The sequence below is a fragment of the Spiroplasma endosymbiont of Acasis viretata genome, from assembly GCF_964031275.1.
GTDB lineage: Bacteria > Bacillota_I > Bacilli_A > Mycoplasmatales > VBWQ01 > Spiroplasma_E > Spiroplasma_E ixodetis_A.
In genome coordinates this window covers 193630-211607 of the sequence record NZ_OZ035019.1, presented here as the reverse complement: position 1 = coordinate 211607, position 17978 = coordinate 193630, and the positions used below count along the sequence as shown (strand labels likewise).

General features: G+C 22.3%; 20 protein-coding genes and 1 pseudogene. 6 read left to right on the top strand and 15 right to left on the bottom strand.

Translation table 4 applies throughout. The features are described 5' to 3' along the window. Positions 1 to 298: 298 nt before the first annotated feature. From AAHM96_RS01140 to AAHM96_RS01110, 7 genes are all read right to left on the bottom strand, one after another. On the bottom strand, positions 299 to 3256 hold the full coding sequence (locus tag AAHM96_RS01140; protein WP_342273346.1) for an AAA family ATPase: 2958 nt from the start codon (positions 3254 to 3256) through the stop codon (positions 299 to 301). 975 nt (positions 3257 to 4231) lie between these two features. Continuing rightward, entirely contained in the window at positions 4232 to 4369 is a 138-nt protein-coding gene (locus AAHM96_RS01135; protein WP_342273345.1) for a hypothetical protein, read from the bottom strand. A gap of 226 nt (positions 4370 to 4595) precedes the next feature. Further along, a complete protein-coding gene (locus tag AAHM96_RS01130) occupies positions 4596 to 5114 on the bottom strand; it encodes a hypothetical protein (protein WP_342273344.1) in 519 nt (172 codons plus the stop codon). Between the two features lie 107 nt (positions 5115 to 5221). Further along, a complete protein-coding gene (locus AAHM96_RS01125) occupies positions 5222 to 5602 on the bottom strand; it encodes a hypothetical protein (protein ID WP_342273343.1) in 381 nt (126 codons plus the stop codon). Continuing rightward, positions 5559 to 5885 carry a hypothetical protein gene (locus AAHM96_RS01120; RefSeq protein ID WP_342273342.1) on the bottom strand — a complete coding sequence of 109 codons (327 nt, stop codon included), beginning with the start codon at positions 5883 to 5885 and terminating at the stop codon, positions 5559 to 5561. Before AAHM96_RS01120 ends, AAHM96_RS01125 begins: the two co-directional genes overlap by 44 nt. A 39-nt stretch (positions 5886 to 5924) precedes the next feature. Beyond that, a complete protein-coding gene (locus tag AAHM96_RS01115) occupies positions 5925 to 6608 on the bottom strand; it encodes a hypothetical protein (protein WP_342273341.1) in 684 nt (227 codons plus the stop codon). Then, a complete protein-coding gene (locus AAHM96_RS01110; RefSeq protein ID WP_342273340.1) occupies positions 6560 to 6721 on the bottom strand; it encodes a hypothetical protein in 162 nt (53 codons plus the stop codon). The genes AAHM96_RS01115 and AAHM96_RS01110 overlap by 49 nt, the downstream gene beginning before the upstream one ends. A 536-nt stretch (positions 6722 to 7257) precedes the next feature. Between AAHM96_RS01110 and AAHM96_RS01105 the strand changes: the two genes are divergently transcribed. Continuing rightward, positions 7258 to 7464, top strand: coding sequence for a hypothetical protein (locus AAHM96_RS01105; RefSeq protein WP_342273339.1), 207 nt, complete (start codon positions 7258 to 7260; stop codon positions 7462 to 7464). Positions 7465 to 7468: 4 nt separating this feature from the next. On the opposite strand, the gene AAHM96_RS01100 is transcribed toward AAHM96_RS01105, so the two are convergent. From AAHM96_RS01100 to AAHM96_RS01080, 5 genes and pseudogenes are all read right to left on the bottom strand, one after another. Next, positions 7469 to 7993, bottom strand: coding sequence for a DDE-type integrase/transposase/recombinase (locus AAHM96_RS01100; protein ID WP_342266766.1), 525 nt, complete (start codon positions 7991 to 7993; stop codon positions 7469 to 7471). Positions 7994 to 8044: 51 nt separating this feature from the next. Beyond that, complete coding sequence (locus AAHM96_RS01095; RefSeq protein WP_342265776.1) at positions 8045 to 9022, bottom strand: IS3 family transposase; 978 nt, start codon at positions 9020 to 9022, stop codon at positions 8045 to 8047. Positions 9023 to 9096: 74 nt separating this feature from the next. Beyond that, positions 9097 to 9579 (bottom strand): hypothetical protein, encoded by a 483-nt coding sequence (locus tag AAHM96_RS01090; RefSeq protein WP_342273338.1) that lies wholly within the window; start codon positions 9577 to 9579, stop codon positions 9097 to 9099. A gap of 180 nt (positions 9580 to 9759) precedes the next feature. After that, positions 9760 to 10549 (bottom strand): IS5 family transposase gene (locus AAHM96_RS01085; protein ID WP_342273337.1). Its coding sequence is split into 2 segments (ribosomal slippage): positions 9760 to 10287 and positions 10289 to 10549, totalling 789 coding nucleotides; the frame shifts between segments, so codons are not numbered across the junction. Between the two features lie 184 nt (positions 10550 to 10733). Then, positions 10734 to 11249 (bottom strand): annotated as a pseudogene (locus tag AAHM96_RS01080) (IS256 family transposase); the annotation flags it as partial. A gap of 125 nt (positions 11250 to 11374) precedes the next feature. Between AAHM96_RS01080 and AAHM96_RS01075 the strand changes: the two are divergent. Then, positions 11375 to 12352, top strand: a complete 978-nt coding sequence (locus AAHM96_RS01075; RefSeq protein WP_342272762.1) for an IS3 family transposase — start codon at positions 11375 to 11377, stop codon at positions 12350 to 12352. 464 nt (positions 12353 to 12816) lie between these two features. Here AAHM96_RS01075 and AAHM96_RS01070 read toward each other — a convergent pair whose 3' ends face one another. The 3 genes from AAHM96_RS01070 to AAHM96_RS01060 form a co-directional block, all read right to left on the bottom strand. Then, a complete protein-coding gene (locus AAHM96_RS01070) occupies positions 12817 to 13266 on the bottom strand; it encodes an NUDIX hydrolase (RefSeq protein WP_342273335.1) in 450 nt (149 codons plus the stop codon). Between the two features lie 451 nt (positions 13267 to 13717). Further along, positions 13718 to 14110 (bottom strand): hypothetical protein, encoded by a 393-nt coding sequence (locus AAHM96_RS01065; protein WP_342273334.1) that lies wholly within the window; start codon positions 14108 to 14110, stop codon positions 13718 to 13720. 22 nt (positions 14111 to 14132) lie between these two features. Beyond that, complete coding sequence (locus AAHM96_RS01060) at positions 14133 to 14621, bottom strand: hypothetical protein (RefSeq protein WP_342273333.1); 489 nt, start codon at positions 14619 to 14621, stop codon at positions 14133 to 14135. 649 nt (positions 14622 to 15270) lie between these two features. Between AAHM96_RS01060 and AAHM96_RS01055 the strand changes: the two genes are divergently transcribed. The 4 genes from AAHM96_RS01055 to AAHM96_RS01045 all read left to right on the top strand — a co-directional run bounded on the left by AAHM96_RS01055 (position 15271) and on the right by AAHM96_RS01045 (position 17923). Next, complete coding sequence (locus AAHM96_RS01055) at positions 15271 to 15717, top strand: RepB family plasmid replication initiator protein (protein ID WP_342273332.1); 447 nt, start codon at positions 15271 to 15273, stop codon at positions 15715 to 15717. 67 nt (positions 15718 to 15784) lie between these two features. After that, positions 15785 to 16177, top strand: a complete 393-nt coding sequence (locus AAHM96_RS08355) for a transposase family protein (RefSeq protein ID WP_342272745.1) — start codon at positions 15785 to 15787, stop codon at positions 16175 to 16177. 2 nt (positions 16178 to 16179) lie between these two features. Beyond that, positions 16180 to 16602, top strand: a complete 423-nt coding sequence (locus AAHM96_RS08350) for a transposase family protein (protein ID WP_342273704.1) — start codon at positions 16180 to 16182, stop codon at positions 16600 to 16602. A 343-nt stretch (positions 16603 to 16945) separates the two neighbouring features. Beyond that, positions 16946 to 17923: an IS3 family transposase gene (locus AAHM96_RS01045; RefSeq protein ID WP_342272762.1), complete on the top strand. Its 978-nt coding sequence runs from the start codon at positions 16946 to 16948 to the stop codon at positions 17921 to 17923. The last annotated feature ends 55 nt before the right edge of the window (positions 17924 to 17978 follow it).

The window sequence follows — 17978 nt, the reverse complement described above, 5'->3', positions numbered from 1 at the left end:
ATTAATATTTTGCTTTTTAGCCATCTGTAACTCACTCTTTCTAGTCATTTAATTATATTTACTAGAATTAATTAAACATAGTTATTTTTGTAAGTTACACAGATTACTAAACATTACCTTCTAAATTTCTAAAACCACCAATTTTACAAATTAAAATTTAGAATTTTATATCAAAAATGGTCCAGTAATTAAGGGCCAACCACCAACAATCTTTTGAATCTGCCATTTAATTTTGCATCTTTCTATTATAGATTAATTTAAATTTAACATAAAAAAGTAGTTATTACTACCTTTTTAATTAAACAACATAATTAACATTTTTCACTGATTTATCGCTTTCAATAATTTTTTTAGCATCTGCTAATTTAATGGCTACCATTTTCGTAATTCCTTGATTTTGCATAGTTGTCCCATATAATACATCACAATTTTCCATTGTGCCTGGACGATGAGTAACAATAATAAATTGCGTATATTGTGAAAAACTACGAACATATCTAGCAAAACGTTCTAAATTAGCTGGATCCAATGGCGCTTCAACCTCATCTAATATTGTCAATGGCAATGGCTTGACTTTTAAAATAGCAAATAATACTGCTAATGCAACTAATGATTTTTCACCACCTGATAATAAGTTTAAATTACTAATTCTTTTACCAGGAGGATTAGCAAGCACTTCCAGACCTGTATTTAAAATATCATCAGGTGATGTATATCGTAAACTACAAGTTCCTCCACCAAATAAAGTTTGAAATGTTTCGGGCAATACCATATTAATATCTTTTATTGTTTCATCAAATTGCGTTACCATAACATTATCCATTTCATCAATAGCTGTTAACAACGATTGTGATGCTAATTGCAATTCATCATGTTTAGTTTTTAAACGTAAATAACGTTCATTTTCATTTTCAAATTCTTCAATAGCATTAATATTTACAAATCCTAAATCTTCAATCTCACTACGTAATTGTTGTACCAAATTACGTGCTTGTTGTTCATCTGCTAATGGTTCACTATAATGTTCTCTAGCATATTCATAAGTTAAATTATAAGTTTCAACTAAACATCTTAAATGTTGTTCTACTTTTGACTCCATTTTTACTTGCTCAAGTTTTTGATTATTTAATTTATCACTAGTCATAAAATGTTCTTGATTTAAACTATATAATTCATTTTCTAAAGTTTGCATTTGTTCTAATAATTGATGTTTCTGTTTACGAATTAATTGTAATTGACTTTTTATTGTCGCTTGATCATATTTAGAATTTTCATATTGAATAAAAATATCATTTAATTGATTTGTAGTATCAATATCTAATTTTTTACCAGTCAATGTTTGATATTGAGTAGTTAATAATTGTGATTGATTAGTGATATCACTAATTTCACTAATCAATTTATTTATTGTTAAAGTAATTGTCAACTTTTGACCTTGATAATTATTTAATTCGGTTTCAATACTTGTTCTTTGGACATTTATATTAACTAATTGTTGTTCTAATGATTTAATTTCTTCTTTTAATTCAGAAACTATTAACTTTTCTTTAAAAACATTAATACTATTTTGATGTTGATAACCTCCAACAATAGCACCTCCAGCTTTAATTAATTGACCATCTAAAGTTACACATTGATATTTAGCAGCAATTAATTGTGAAATAACTCTTGCGCTTTCTAAGTCTTCACAAATAATAGTACGACCTAAAAGAAAATTAATAATCGGCTGAATTCTATTATCAACTGCTATAACTAAATGATGAGCAAAACTTAAATAACCCGATTTGCTATTAACAATAATTTCATCTTCTTTAGTCGCTGTTCGAACTTGAATTGAATTTAAAGGTAAAAAAGTGGCAATTCCCGCTTTATTTTGTTTTAAAAATTCAACAGCCTTGGTTGCATCTTTGTTAGTCGCCGTAACAATGTTTTTTAAAGTATTACCCAATACTTTAACAATCGCTTCACTATAAAGATCGGGCACCGAAATTAAATCACTCACTACTCCAATGATGCCATATAGTTTATCTTTATTATTTAAAATTGTTTGAACACCCAAATATTTTTGATTTTGTCGTTGTTGATAATTAATTACCGATTCTAATTGTGCTTTTTTTTCGCCTAAACCACGATGAATATTATTTTGTCCTAAAATTAAATCTTGATGTTGAACATTTAGTTCTTCAAATAAATTATTAATTTTATCAAAATTTTCTTGTTCTTTTTTTTGTAAAAAAGTTTTTTGTTCAATAATAGTAAGCAAAGTTTCAATTTCATTTTTTAATTTTTCAACTTCTGTTTGATCTTTTATTTCACTTTGTTTTGTTTTCATTAATGATTTTTGTTGTTCTAAAACTTGCAATAAACTATTAACATTAGATAAATTCATTTCTAAACTATTAATGTTTTTATCTAAATCATAACTTTTGTTTTTTAAAAATTTTAATTGTTGTTCATTCTTACTAATATTTAAATTAAGTTGTTGTTGTAAAATTTCATTATCATTTATACTGACTGTTGTAAGTTTTAATTGATTATGATATGTCTCCAAATCTTTAACAATAATAGTAATTTCATATTTTTTTAAATTATCACGTAATTCAATATAAGTTTTAGCTTTCTGTGCTTGTTTTGCTAATGGTTCAATTTTTCTACTTATTTCACTAATAATATCATTAACTCGAACTAAATTTTCATTAGTACGCTCTAATTTACGTAATGACTCTTCTTTCCTCTTTTTGTATTTTGAAACACCCGCAGCCTCTTCAAATAAAGTTCTTCTTTCTTCTGGTTTAGAATCAGCAAATTTTGAAACATTACCTTGACTAATAATTGCAAGTGAACCTTTAGCTAAACCTGTACCCATAATAATTTCTTGTACATCTTTTAAACGAACACGAGCTTTATTAATGTAATATTCATTTTCTGAATTATTACGAAAAGTTTTTCTAGTAATTTGTACTTCATTAAAATCAACTTTAAATATTTTATTAGTATTATCAAAAACTAAAGTAACTTGAGCACTATTTAATGGCTGTTTACCTTTAGCACCATTAAAAATTATATCTTCACTATTTTCACCACGTAATGATTTAACTGATTGTTCACCTAAAACTCAACGAATAGCATCATTAATATTAGACTTTCCAGAACCATTAGGACCAACAATACCTACAATATTAGTATCAAATTCTATTGTTAAAGGCTCTGCAAATGACTTAAAACCATATGCTTCAATTCTTTTTAAGAATGCCATCTTACCTCACCTATTTTAAAATATATATTTATATTTTACCATGAATGAGTTTAATATTTATTGCTAAGATTTAGCAGAAATATTACTTTATTTGCATTATTATTTGTTCTTTAATTGTTTTATAATAAAATTTATTAATTCACAAATAAAATAATGTAGTACTAATAATAGTACTAATAATTAACATTATAACTAAGATACTATTAATTCATAATGGAATTCCAATAATTGAATAATTAAAGTTGAGAATATTATAAGGATAAATAAAATTTTTAACATCATTTGTTTGTAAAATGCTGGCTCTAATATAAATATAAGTTAGATAAATAACTACTAATATAAATTGTTTTTTAATATTGATATTAAATTTATTTTTTTAAAAGTTAAAATTAAAAAAGTAATCATCAATATTGGTGATACTAAATGATCTAAAAAGGAACAAAATAAAGATAAATTATTCAATTTTCAAAATCAATTAAGTTCTAAATCTAACTTTGAAACACTATCAATAAATATCCCCACTCAAAAAATAAGGGCAGTAATAGTTATGTATATTGTTAAATTAATTTGACTATAAATATTAGTGAATCTATTTGTCTGCTCTTTTTGATGATAAATTAAAGAAAATAAAAACCAAATATTAACAATAAATATTGTTTGAGAAGACCAAAATGATAACATTATATCAAAGTTTTGTAATACTATAGAATTATAAAAATTATCTTTATTAGTACTATTAACATATCAAAATTCAGTAAATACAGAAAAGATGATAGTCAATATTGATAAAATAAAAATGAATATACAGCTTAATAATTTATATAAAAATCTTCAATCTTTAAATTTTTGCTTATATAATAAAAACACAAATTATTCCTCTTCGAAAAACAAAATCATATTTAATTAAATATAATAATAACAATTTTTTTGCTAATTTAACAAAAAAAGTATTAATTAAATTTTGACATGAATATTTTAATAAGAAGTAAGCAAAGTTGAAGATAAATTTCTACTAGAATCACTTTCTTTACTTTGTTCAAGTTCATCAAAATTGTTTTCTAAAATTGGTAATAATTCTAAATCACATTGCTCTTTTATATCATTAAAACTCATAATTGGACTATTTTTTTAGGTAGCACATTTTTTAATTGTGTCTCTAGTTGTGCAATTTTTTCCTCTCTTTCTTCAATAATTTTTTTTAAATGTTTAATTTCAGTATCTTTTTTTTCAAACTCAGATTTAAAAGCAGTAGTTATTGCTTCAACTGCATCTCAATCTTCATCTTCGCTTTCTTCTCATTCTTTTTCAATTTCTGCTTTAATTTTTGGAATTGAATCTTCTATATATGATCAATATATTTAATAATCATTTCAAATAATAAAGAACTTTCATCTTTAGTTCCTACATTTTCATTATTATCAATTGTCTTTCAACTATCAATAACTTTTAATCTTTCAATAGGAAAAAATTCTTTTAATGATGTTACAAGTGACTGATATTGTTCTTCAATTTTTTGAAATATTTCATTAAGTTTTGCTTGAAAAAATTCTTTTTGTTTATTATTTGTTAATTGAGGAGTTTCATTTTCAATAGTTTTAATATTCTTTAATACTTCTATTTTTTTAAAAATTTTGCTTACTTCCTTTTCACTTAAGAAATTATCTTCAACTAATATAAATTTAGTGTATAAATTACAAAATTTTCTAGATAAAAAATAATATTTTTCCTCTTCAATTAATTTTTTAAGCAAAATTTTTCTACCTTCTTTATTTAATATTTGAAAATTAGCTTCTTCACTATCGGGAACTGCTAATACCAAATGATTATCATTTTCTGTTTTTAAATAAAATTTGATCATGGTAACTTATATTGTAAATTATCATTTTTATATTCAATTTTAATAATTAATCCTGGTTGTAAAATATTATTGATCGTATTGTTTAATTTATATTTTTCACGATCTCATTAATTATTTTTAAATCATAAAATAAATTCATAAAGTGAAATTGTAAAAGACTTAATAAATTCAATAATTTTTTGATGATAATTTTTAATATTATCTTTCATTAAATTTGTATTATTAATAATTCCCTGTTTAGTTTCTTCTAATTGAAGCGTTTTTTGTTTTTCTTCTTCAATAGCTTCTTTTTGCTTTTTTTTACTTTCTGTTATTTTTTCTTTTGTAATAGTTCTAATGTTTTCAATTTGCTGTTTTAACTCTGCTAGCACTTTTTTATCATTGTCTAAACTTACATTTTCTAAAGTTCTTGACAAATTTTCATATGTTGTTCTTTCTGTTTTATTAATATTTTCTAATGCTGCTATTTTTTTTATTAATAACTTCAATCGATTTACTTTCTTCTTCAACTAATTGTTCACAATGTCTATCAAACTGTAATGTAATTTCTTTTATTCTTTCAGAAGTACTTTTTGTTAATTTTACTGCTTCTGTTATATATTTCATTATGAAATTTTTTGCTAAGTCACTTGTATATGAATCACTTATTTTTTTTAATATAGTAAATTCATTATTGATAGCACCACATATTCTATTAATATTTCATTCTAAACTATCTGCTGCAAATTGTTCAGTACTATTAAGAATAAGAAATTGATAATAATAATCCATTATCCTAGAATCTTCAATATTATTAATAAAATTTTTTAATTAATTTATACTTTTTGCTATCTTTTTTTGAAAACTATTATAATAACTTTCATTATTATAATCTTCTAAATCAATTAAAAATTGTTTTCTTTTCATCACATTACTAACTAATGCCACTTGTTCACTACATTCTTTAACTTTTTCTAGATTTCTTTTATGATTTAAAATAAATTCTTGATAATCTTCACCAATAATTTTAAATTTTTTAATATTTTTTTCAAAATTAATAAAAACGTTACACAACTCAGCAATTTTTTCTTTTCACTCTACCGATAAAAACTGTTCTAGATTTTCTTCTTGTATAATTTGTTTTCAAAAATTAATCGCATTATTGGGAAGTTTTAATTCAGGAAAAAAGTAATCAAAATTAATTCGCGCTTGTTCTTGTTTAAATTTTATAATTTCAAAATATTGTTCTGGAAATTCTTCTTTAGCTATATTTTTTAATTCAGTAATTAAATTATGTTCTTCATTAAAAATTTGCCGTTCTTTTTCAATTCATTGTCATGAATTTTTTAAATTTTCTAATAAAAGTTCATCAAATACTAAAAACTTTTTATTATTATAAAGAGAAAATAACTCTTGATAAAGATGATGAACAATATTTAAAAATCAAAATAATGAATCTGCTTTAATTAAACTATTAAAAAATATAGCAAGGTCATCACTATTAATTGTTTGCAATACTTTCTTTCTATTTTTGCATTTGTAATCTTAGAAATTATTTCTTTTCTAAAATGCTTAATATTTTTTTGCTTTTTATTATCAGAACCTATTTCTTGACTTTCTGTAGGCACTTCTTTACATCCTTTCAAATAAAAAACCCATTTATTTTATTAAAAATAAAATAATGGGCTTGAAAAACATATTTTTTTAAATTTTTTATTTTAAATTTTCATTAAAATAAGCAAAGGAACAATTCTAAAATAAATTAGTTATAATTTATTTGAAAAAGTTAATTAACAATTTCTAAAATCTCTTGTTAATTACCTATAGTAATGCATATAGTTTATCTCTAATATTTAAGATAACTATTCCTAAATAATAGCATGTATAAAACGTATTGCAAATAATATACAAAAATCATACTTTATATTACATTAATTTTACTAATTAAAATGATAAATAAAAACATCATTGATATTATATAAAAATAATAAACACTGTTATTATGAAATAAATTTTATTATTACATGAAAAAATAACAAATAAACAAATTAAAAGGTAATGTTTAGTAATCTGTGTAACTTACAAAAATAACTATAGACTTGGTGCAAAACCTTTAATTTTAATAATTTAACGGTTATTATTAATATCAAAGGTGATAATTATTATGTTAAAAAAATACAAAGATGAACAAGAATTTTATAGTTTAGTGGGAATAAAACTACAAACATTTCAAAAAATGGTTGAAATTTTAAAAAAAGCTGAAGCAATTAAAAAAGCAGTTGGTGGTAAACCTAATAAATTATCAATAGAAAATCGTTTATTGGTGGTTGGCGGTGGTTGGCCCTTAATTACTGGACCATTTTTGATATAAAATTCTAAATTTTAATTTGTAAAATTGGTGGTTTTAGAAATTTAGAATGTATTCTTTCATAATTATAAAACATAACATATTGATTTACATCATTTATAGCTTCATTGATGGATAAATATTGATTTGATCCTTTAGGTAGTCATTCTTGAGATAAATGAGAAAATCAGTTTTCAGATAATACATTACCACCAATATCATAAGGTTGTTTTTTGCTTAAAATTATTTGTTTATCCTCTGCTCATTTTGTGATATCTTGACAATAAAATTCGTTGGCGTTATCTGAATGTAAAATAACATTTTTTACTTGATTTCAAGAAAATTGTTTGTTGATTTTTTCAAGAGCAGGAAGAATTAAATCCTGATATGATTTATTAGGAGCAATATTATAACTAACAACATTATTTGAATAAAAATCAATAATTACAAAAAGATATAATCATCCTTCTTTAGTATTTATTTGTTTAGTGTCCATTGATCAAATTTGATTTGAAGAGGTTGTACTTTTATAATCTTTGTTTACTTTATCCATTGTAGGTAGGTGGTTGGCCCTTAATTACTGGACCATTTTTGATATAAAATTCTAAATTTTAATTTGTAAAATTGGTGGTTTTAGAAATTTAGAATGTATTCTTTCATAATTATAAAACATAACATATTGATTTACATCATTTATAGCTTCATTGATGGATAAATATTGATTTGATCCTTTAGGTAGTCATTCTTGAGATAAATGAGAAAATCAGTTTTCAGATAATACATTACCACCAATATCATAAGGTTGTTTTTTGCTTAAAATTATTTGTTTATCCTCTGCTCATTTTGTGATATCTTGACAATAAAATTCGTTGGCGTTATCTGAATGTAAAATAACATTTTTTACTTGATTTCAAGAAAATTGTTTGTTGATTTTTTCAAGAGCAGGAAGAATTAAATCCTGATATGATTTATTAGGAGCAATATTATAACTAACAACATTATTTGAATAAAAATCAATAATTACAAAAAGATATAATCATCCTTCTTTAGTATTTATTTGTTTAGTGTCCATTGATCAAATTTGATTTGAAGAGGTTGTACTTTTATAATCTTTGTTTACTTTATCCATTGTAGGTATTCACTTATTTGGATTTTTTTTGTTTTTAGGATAGTTATTTTTAGTTTGTTTTAATCCTTGAATATTGTGTTCTTTCATAATTTTTCGCATTTGTTTTATTGATAATTCTATATTTAAAATGATATTTTTTTCTTGTTTTAATCACTCTTTAAAAGCTGAAAAAATTCTTAAATATCCATAAATTCTGCCTTTTCTTGTAGAATGAAATTCGATTAAAAGTTGGCATATTTTTTGATATTTATGATTGCATTTAATAATATGATTTTCTTCTTTTTTAATAGGTTTTTGTTTATTTTTTAAAAAGTAATATGTTGATCTGTTTAATTGAAGATATTGACATAGGTTTCTAATTGAATATTGATTTTTACAATCATCAATAATTTTAATTTTTTCTTTGATATTTAATTTGTTAATTACTAATGCTATTTGTTTAATTTTATCCATTAATAAAAATCCTTTCAGGTTAAAATTAGTGTTAATTATATAACACAATTGTTTTTAGAATACATTCAGGTTTTTTAAATTAATGGTCTAGTAAAAAGGGCTAAGTGGCGTATTCACTTATTTGGATTTTTTTTGTTTTTAGGATAGTTATTTTTAGTTTGTTTTAATCCTTGAATATTGTGTTCTTTCATAATTTTTCGCATTTGTTTTATTGATAATTCTATATTTAAAATGATATTTTTTTCTTGTTTTAATCACTCTTTAAAAGCTGAAAAAATTCTTAAATATCCATAAATTCTGCCTTTTCTTGTAGAATGAAATTCGATTAAAAGTTGGCATATTTTTTGATATTTATGATTGCATTTAATAATATGATTTTCTTCTTTTTTAATAGGTTTTTGTTTATTTTTTAAAAAGTAATATGTTGATCTGTTTAATTGAAGATATTGACATAGGTTTCTAATTGAATATTGATTTTTACAATCATCAATAATTTTAATTTTTTCTTTGATATTTAATTTGTTAATTACTAATGCTATTTGTTTAATTTTATCCATTAATAAAAATCCTTTCAGGTTAAAATTAGTGTTAATTATATAACACAATTGTTTTTAGAATACATTCAGGTTTTTTAAATTAATGGTCTAGTAAAAAGGGCTAAGTGGCAAGTGGCAAGAAGCCACCATTAGATTCTAAACTTTATGGAATAAAGTATATTGAATTTAGTAAGAACCTGTTTAAAATCTTTTCAATAAAATTGAAATAAAGGCAAGAACAACCATTTGTAAGCTAGTATTTAATTTTTTTTCACAATTTTTTCATAATCTTCTGCATTTTTCTAATCATGCAAAACTTCGTTCTACAACTCATCTTTTTGGTAATACTACAAAAGAATGTAATTCATTACGTTTTATAACTTCAACATTTGCATTTATAATTGTTTTAATTTTAGAAGCAAATTTTTCACCAGTATAACCAGCATCTACTAGTATTTTTTGAACTGCAGAAAGATTCTCTTTTTCATTTTCAATTATTATTATAGCACTATTACGATCTGTTTTTTCTGCTGTGGTTATGTAAATTGCATGTGGTAAACCTTGAGAATCAACAGCAATATGACGCTTTATTCCTGAAATCTTTTTACCAGCATCATAACCTTTATTTTTAGTAGTATCTGTATTTTTAACACTTTGTGAATCAATTATACAAAAACTAGTTTGTTCTTTTCTACCATTATTGATACGAAATTCCTTGACTAATTTTTTTTAAAACTAATTGTAATACACTAGGTTCTTTATCATTATTTTTACTTCAAGCTTGAAAATAATAATATACAATTTGTCATTTTGGAAAATTTTTTGGTAACATTCTTCACTGGCAACCACTTTTTAATACATATAAAACTGCACAAAATACTTCATATAAATCTAAACTTCTTGGTTTAGTTCTCTTTTTAGTATTTTCTAAAATTGATTTTATATTTTCAAATTGCTCTTTGCTAACATTACTAGGATAATTTTTACACATATATACCTCTTATTTTAAAATATATAATCATTTTATACTATTCTCTAAAAGATTTTAAACAGGTTCTTAGGGAATTTAATGAAATTGAATTAAAAATTAAAAATGTAATTTCTAAAATAAAACTTGCTAAAAATATTTTTTCGAGGCTTTTTAATAATCTGTGTATCTTTGTTTTACAAAGTTACTAATTTAGATTAATTCTGTCTTCAAATTTTATCATAAAATGAGCAATTGCTGTATTTCAATTTTGAATAGGCAATGCTCATTTTTTTGTTATATTTTCAATTGCCAAGTAAAATATTTTGAAAACTGCCATATCATTTGGAAAAACTTTTTTATTTCTGATGACTTTTCGTAATTGACTATTTACAGATTCAATAGCATTTGTAGTATAAATCACTCTTTTGATTTCTACTGGATAACTAATAAAAACCATTAAATTATCTCAATTTTTATATCAAAATTTAGTAATTTGAGGATATTGTTTATTTCATTTACTTTCAAACGATTCTAAAGCTTGCATTGCTTGTTCTTCACTACATGCACTATAAATTGGTTTTAAATCTGCAACTAGACCTTTTCGATGTTTGTATGAAACATATTTTAAACTATTTCTAATTTGATGAACAATGCATAATTGATGTTCTGTTTTAGGATAAACTGATTGTATTGCTTCTGACATGCCTGTTAAATTATCACTACGCCACTTGCCACTTGCCACTTAGCCCTTTTTACTAGACCATTAATTTAAAAAACCTGAATGTATTCTAAAAACAATTGTGTTATATAATTAACACTAATTTTAACCTGAAAGGATTTTTATTAATGGATAAAATTAAACAAATAGCATTAGTAATTAACAAATTAAATATCAAAGAAAAAATTAAAATTATTGATGATTGTAAAAATCAATATTCAATTAGAAACCTATGTCAATATCTTCAATTAAACAGATCAACATATTACTTTTTAAAAAATAAACAAAAACCTATTAAAAAAGAAGAAAATCATATTATTAAATGCAATCATAAATATCAAAAAATATGCCAACTTTTAATCGAATTTCATTCTACAAGAAAAGGCAGAATTTATGGATATTTAAGAATTTTTTCAGCTTTTAAAGAGTGATTAAAACAAGAAAAAAATATCATTTTAAATATAGAATTATCAATAAAACAAATGCGAAAAATTATGAAAGAACACAATATTCAAGGATTAAAACAAACTAAAAATAACTATCCTAAAAACAAAAAAAATCCAAATAAGTGAATACCTACAATGGATAAAGTAAACAAAGATTATAAAAGTACAACCTCTTCAAATCAAATTTGATCAATGGACACTAAACAAATAAATACTAAAGAAGGATGATTATATCTTTTTGTAATTATTGATTTTTATTCAAATAATGTTGTTAGTTATAATATTGCTCCTAATAAATCATATCAGGATTTAATTCTTCCTGCTCTTGAAAAAATCAACAAACAATTTTCTTGAAATCAAATAAAAAATGTTATTTTACATTCAGATAACGCCAACGAATTTTATTGTCACGATATCACAAAATGAGCAGAGGATAAACAAATAATTTTAAGCAAAAAACAACCTTATGATATTGGTGGTAATGTATTATCTGAAAACTGATTTTCTCATTTATCTCAAGAATGACTACCTAAAGGATCAAATCAATATTTATCCATCAATGAAGCTATAAATGATGTAAATCAATATGTTATGTTTTATAATTATGAAAGAATACATTCTAAATTTCTAAAACCACCAATTTTACAAATTAAAATTTAGAATTTTATATCAAAAATGGTCCAGTAATTAAGGGCCAACCACCAAAATGGTCCAGTAATTAAGGGCCAACCACCGTTATAATATTGCTCCTAATAAATCATATCAGGATTTAATTCTTCCTGCTCTTGAAAAAATCAACAAACAATTTTCTTGAAATCAAATAAAAAATGTTATTTTACATTCAGATAACGCCAACGAATTTTATTGTCAAGATATCACAAAATGAGCAGAGGATAAACAAATAATTTTAAGCAAAAAACAACCTTATGATATTGGTGGTAATGTATTATCTGAAAACTGATTTTCTCATTTATCTCAAGAATGACTACCTAAAGGATCAAATCAATATTTATCCATCAATGAAGCTATAAATGATGTAAATCAATATGTTATGTTTTATAATTATGAAAGAATACATTCTAAATTTCTAAAACCACCAATTTTACAAATTAAAATTTAGAATTTTATATCAAAAATGGTCCAGTAATTAAGGGCCAACCACCGCCAACCACCCCATCACCAGTACCGTTGTAAATTGCAGTTAAATCTAAACCTAATTTAGATAAATCAATTCCATAAAAATATCACAATTTTGTACTTGATTTATTTGCATAATGTTTACCTAAATAATGAATTTTAATTTTTTCATTTCTAACATCAATACCAGTTTCTTCTAGCATTTCTTTGATAACAGTTTGATAATGGTTATTATTTTCTAATCCACCTGTGATAGTACTATATTCACTAATTTTCTTATTTTTAAATAATGGGTTATATTCTTTAGTTAGTAAATAATGAAACTCATTATCTTTTAAAACATAGGGTAATATTGCAACTCCTTGATTATTGCATCAAGGTTCTTCAACTCCGTGCATGAATTCTACTTTAATAAGTTTTAAATATTCTTTATTCATAAAAAATCTTCCTTTCAAATAAAATTTAGAAATAAAAATCGCAACCAAGGTAATAGGTTGCAACGCGTTTATTTTTAAACTTCTTTAAAATGAAAAAAAGATTAAAATAAAAAAAATAGATAGGCTTAAATAATTTTGAATCGGTGTACCTAATACTTAGTATTTAATTTTTATAGATTAATCTTATTACATTTAATTAAAATTTCAAGTGTAATCTTTAATTTTGTCATTATTTAGTGAAAATTTCCCATTGATTATCGAATAATAATTTCCTAAAAATAAAGTTATTTTATACTACCAAATATTTAATTTAAAAAATCTCTAATTAGAGATTTTTATTTTTTGAATATTAAATCATATAAATTTTTAAATCGTTTGTATATAAGCAAATTTAATGATTTAAAATTAATTTTAAATATATAAAGATATTGAAATCACCATATCTTATTTTTTACATTTTTGGTGAGCTTGGTTTAGTGCTACTTGTTAAATATTTAATATTTTTTGATATTTTATTTTCTATTTGGTTAATTTCCAACGCCATTTTTTTAAGATTTAAAAGTTTTTTGTCTAAATGTTTTAATCTTTCATTAATTTGCTTATTTTCAACTATAAGATTGTTATTTTTTTTATTTAAATAATTTACTTTTTGATTTATATTTTCTATAAATAAATTGTCATTTCTTTTTTTCGATTTATTAATTTCATCTTTAAAATAATCAAAGACTTCAATACCAATTTCATTTTTATTAGTATTTATTATTTTTAATTCAATACTATCTTGTTTTTGTTCTTTATTTTCTAAAAACATTGTTTCTCATTCTGGATTCATTTTCTTTTTCATAATAAGTTCAGTCCTTAATAATTTAAATTTTTACTGAGTTTAATTTAGTACTACTTGTTGAAAGTTGATTTTGCAAATCTATAGAATTTATTTCATTTTTACAATTCAATGAAAAAATTTCGTTTGATTTTAGAAATTTAGGATTAAAAATGTTTCCTGTTATTAAACAAGGTTTATTTGAAAATAAATTCATCTGTTTTAGTATTTCACTTTTATTAATTAAAAATTTTCTTTCTTGTTTTTTATTTTGAAAAATAGGTGATTGATTAATATAATTTGCACCTAAATTAACAAATTTTTGTTTTTCATCACTTAATCTATCTTTTCACATAAGGCCAAATAACTCTTTAAGAGCTTCTTTATCAAGACCATCAAATTCTGGTTCTTCCTTATCGTTACACTTAAATTTAGACTTTTCTATAAAATCAATCATTTTTTTAGTTTCTATTAGTTCTTTAAATATTACTTTATAAGTATTTTTATACATTTGTCGAAATATAATTTTATTCATAAAATCTTCCTCTCAAATAAAAAAACTCATTTATTTTAAAATAAAATAATGAGTTAAAAACTTATATTAAGTTTAATTAAATTATACAAAAAAAGTTCCTATATGAAAACAAGGAACTAAAATTTTTAAGCATTATTTGAAATTTGTATTTATTTAACACTGTAATTTTCCAAAATAATTTAATTTTTTAATAAATATTTTTGGGAAATTTTCACTCGATATTGACAGTGTAATCTTTAATTAAATACAATCGCTACTAGTGCCACCGATTCAAAGCCACACCAGTAACCTTATTATTGTATAATAAATTACTTAAATTGTGAATTATAAATAATAGTTTTTACAAATAATGTTTATATCAGTATATGTTGTAAATAAAAATAAAAAAATATTTCAATATTTAATATTTTTTATTATATTTAACTATTTTATGTGTTAATAATTTCTAAATTTAAAATGATTTAAAAGTTATTATGATATTTATCATATATTATTAATATTTATTATATATTATATGTTATTATATTTTCTATATTGTATATATAAAATCTGATATGAATTACAACATATACTGATATTAATTACAACATATACTGATATGAATATGCTATAATAATTTTTAGATTAAAAAAATTAAAGGGGTAAATTTATGTCAAATAGTTTAGTTGATAAAAAAGATAATAAATTTATTAAAAAGTCAAATGTTATTGTTCGTGCAGTTACTAATCAAAGTGCTGGAATTATGACTCAAAGATTATTTAACTTTTTAATAAAAACTGTACAAGAACAAAATTTAAATGATATAAAAGGTAATAAAAATAAAATACATTTTTTTGCTTCTGATTTTTGTAAATATTTTTCTATAAATCAAAATGCTTTATATAATTCTATAATTTATAAAGAAAAAGAAACTACTGTTTTAAAAAAAGAAATAGATGAATTAACAAGTTTAAAATTTGAGTTTTTAGATGAAGCAAATAATAAATATGATTTAATTAATTTGTTTAATTCTGGTGGCTATCATAATGGCATAATATATGTAGAACCTAATACAAATATTTTTAAAAAACATTGTATTGATTTAAAAAGAGATTAGACTTGGTGCAAAACCTTTAATTTTAATAATTTAACCGTTATTATTAATATCAAAGGTGATAATTATTATGTTAAAAAAATACAAAGATGAACAAGAATTTTATAGTTTAGTGGGAATAAAACTACAAACATTTCAAAAAATGGTTGAAATTTTAAAAAAAGCTGAAGCAATTAAAAAAGCAGTTGGTGGTAAACCTAATAAATTATCAATAGAAAATCGTTTATTAATGACATTAGAATACTGAAAAGAGTATAGTAGTTATAGAGTTATTGCAAAAAGATATAATATTAGTCATACTAGCTGCATTCGTAATATTTTTTGAATTGAAAATACTTTAATAAAAAGTGGAATTTTTAATTTATCTGGCAAAAAAGATTTAATCAAAAATAAAGGAATCAATAATACTTTACTAGCTATTGATGCTACTGAAACTCCAATTGAAAGAATTAAAAAAAACTAAAATTACTTTTTTCGGGTAAAAACAAACATCATACTCTTAAATCGCAAATAATTATTGATATTTTAAATGGAAAAATTATTTCAACCGCTTTTTGTTTTGGAAGCATTCATGATTTTAAATTACTTTTAAAATCTAAAACTTTTATTCATCTAGAAAAACAAGTTTTTGTTGATTCAGGTTATCAAGGAATACAAAATATTCATAAAAATACATTTTTGCCATTTAAAAAAAGTAAATACAATAAATTAATACCAATTCAAAAAGAATACAATAAAACTTTAAGCAAAATTAGAATTAAAATTGAACACGTATTTGCTAAACTAAAACGTTTTAAAATTTTAACTTTAAAATATCGCAATAAAATACGAAGATTTGCATTAAGATTTAATTTAATAGCAGGAATATATAATTTTGAATTACCTTAGTTTTGCACCAAGTCTATTATATAAATATTTTTTTGCCTTATACAAAAGAAGTTACTACTAAATATTCAATGCGTTTATATGAATATTTACGTAGTTATTTATATATGAATGCTAAAAAAAACACCAATTTATGTTCATGAATAAGATTTTGAAAAATTGTCAAAAATTTTAAATTTAAGTTTAAAAAGTAGTTATTTTAAACAGATAAATATGTTAAAAAGCCACTTGCCACTTGCCACTTAGCCCTTTTTACTAGACCATTAATTTAAAAAACCTGAATGTATTCTAAAAACAATTGTGTTATATAATTAACACTAATTTTAACCTGAAAGGATTTTTATTAATGGATAAAATTAAACAAATAGCATTAGTAATTAACAAATTAAATATCAAAGAAAAAATTAAAATTATTGATGATTGTAAAAATCAATATTCAATTAGAAACCTATGTCAATATCTTCAATTAAACAGATCAACATATTACTTTTTAAAAAATAAACAAAAACCTATTAAAAAAGAAGAAAATCATATTATTAAATGCAATCATAAATATCAAAAAATATGCCAACTTTTAATCGAATTTCATTCTACAAGAAAAGGCAGAATTTATGGATATTTAAGAATTTTTTCAGCTTTTAAAGAGTGATTAAAACAAGAAAAAAATATCATTTTAAATATAGAATTATCAATAAAACAAATGCGAAAAATTATGAAAGAACACAATATTCAAGGATTAAAACAAACTAAAAATAACTATCCTAAAAACAAAAAAAATCCAAATAAGTGAATACCTACAATGGATAAAGTAAACAAAGATTATAAAAGTACAACCTCTTCAAATCAAATTTGATCAATGGACACTAAACAAATAAATACTAAAGAAGGATGATTATATCTTTTTGTAATTATTGATTTTTATTCAAATAATGTTGTTAGTTATAATATTGCTCCTAATAAATCATATCAGGATTTAATTCTTCCTGCTCTTGAAAAAATCAACAAACAATTTTCTTGAAATCAAATAAAAAATGTTATTTTACATTCAGATAACGCCAACGAATTTTATTGTCACGATATCACAAAATGAGCAGAGGATAAACAAATAATTTTAAGCAAAAAACAACCTTATGATATTGGTGGTAATGTATTATCTGAAAACTGATTTTCTCATTTATCTCAAGAATGACTACCTAAAGGATCAAATCAATATTTATCCATCAATGAAGCTATAAATGATGTAAATCAATATGTTATGTTTTATAATTATGAAAGAATACATTCTAAATTTCTAAAACCACCAATTTTACAAATTAAAATTTAGAATTTTATATCAAAAATGGTCCAGTAATTAAGGGCCAACCACCCTTTTCTTTTTT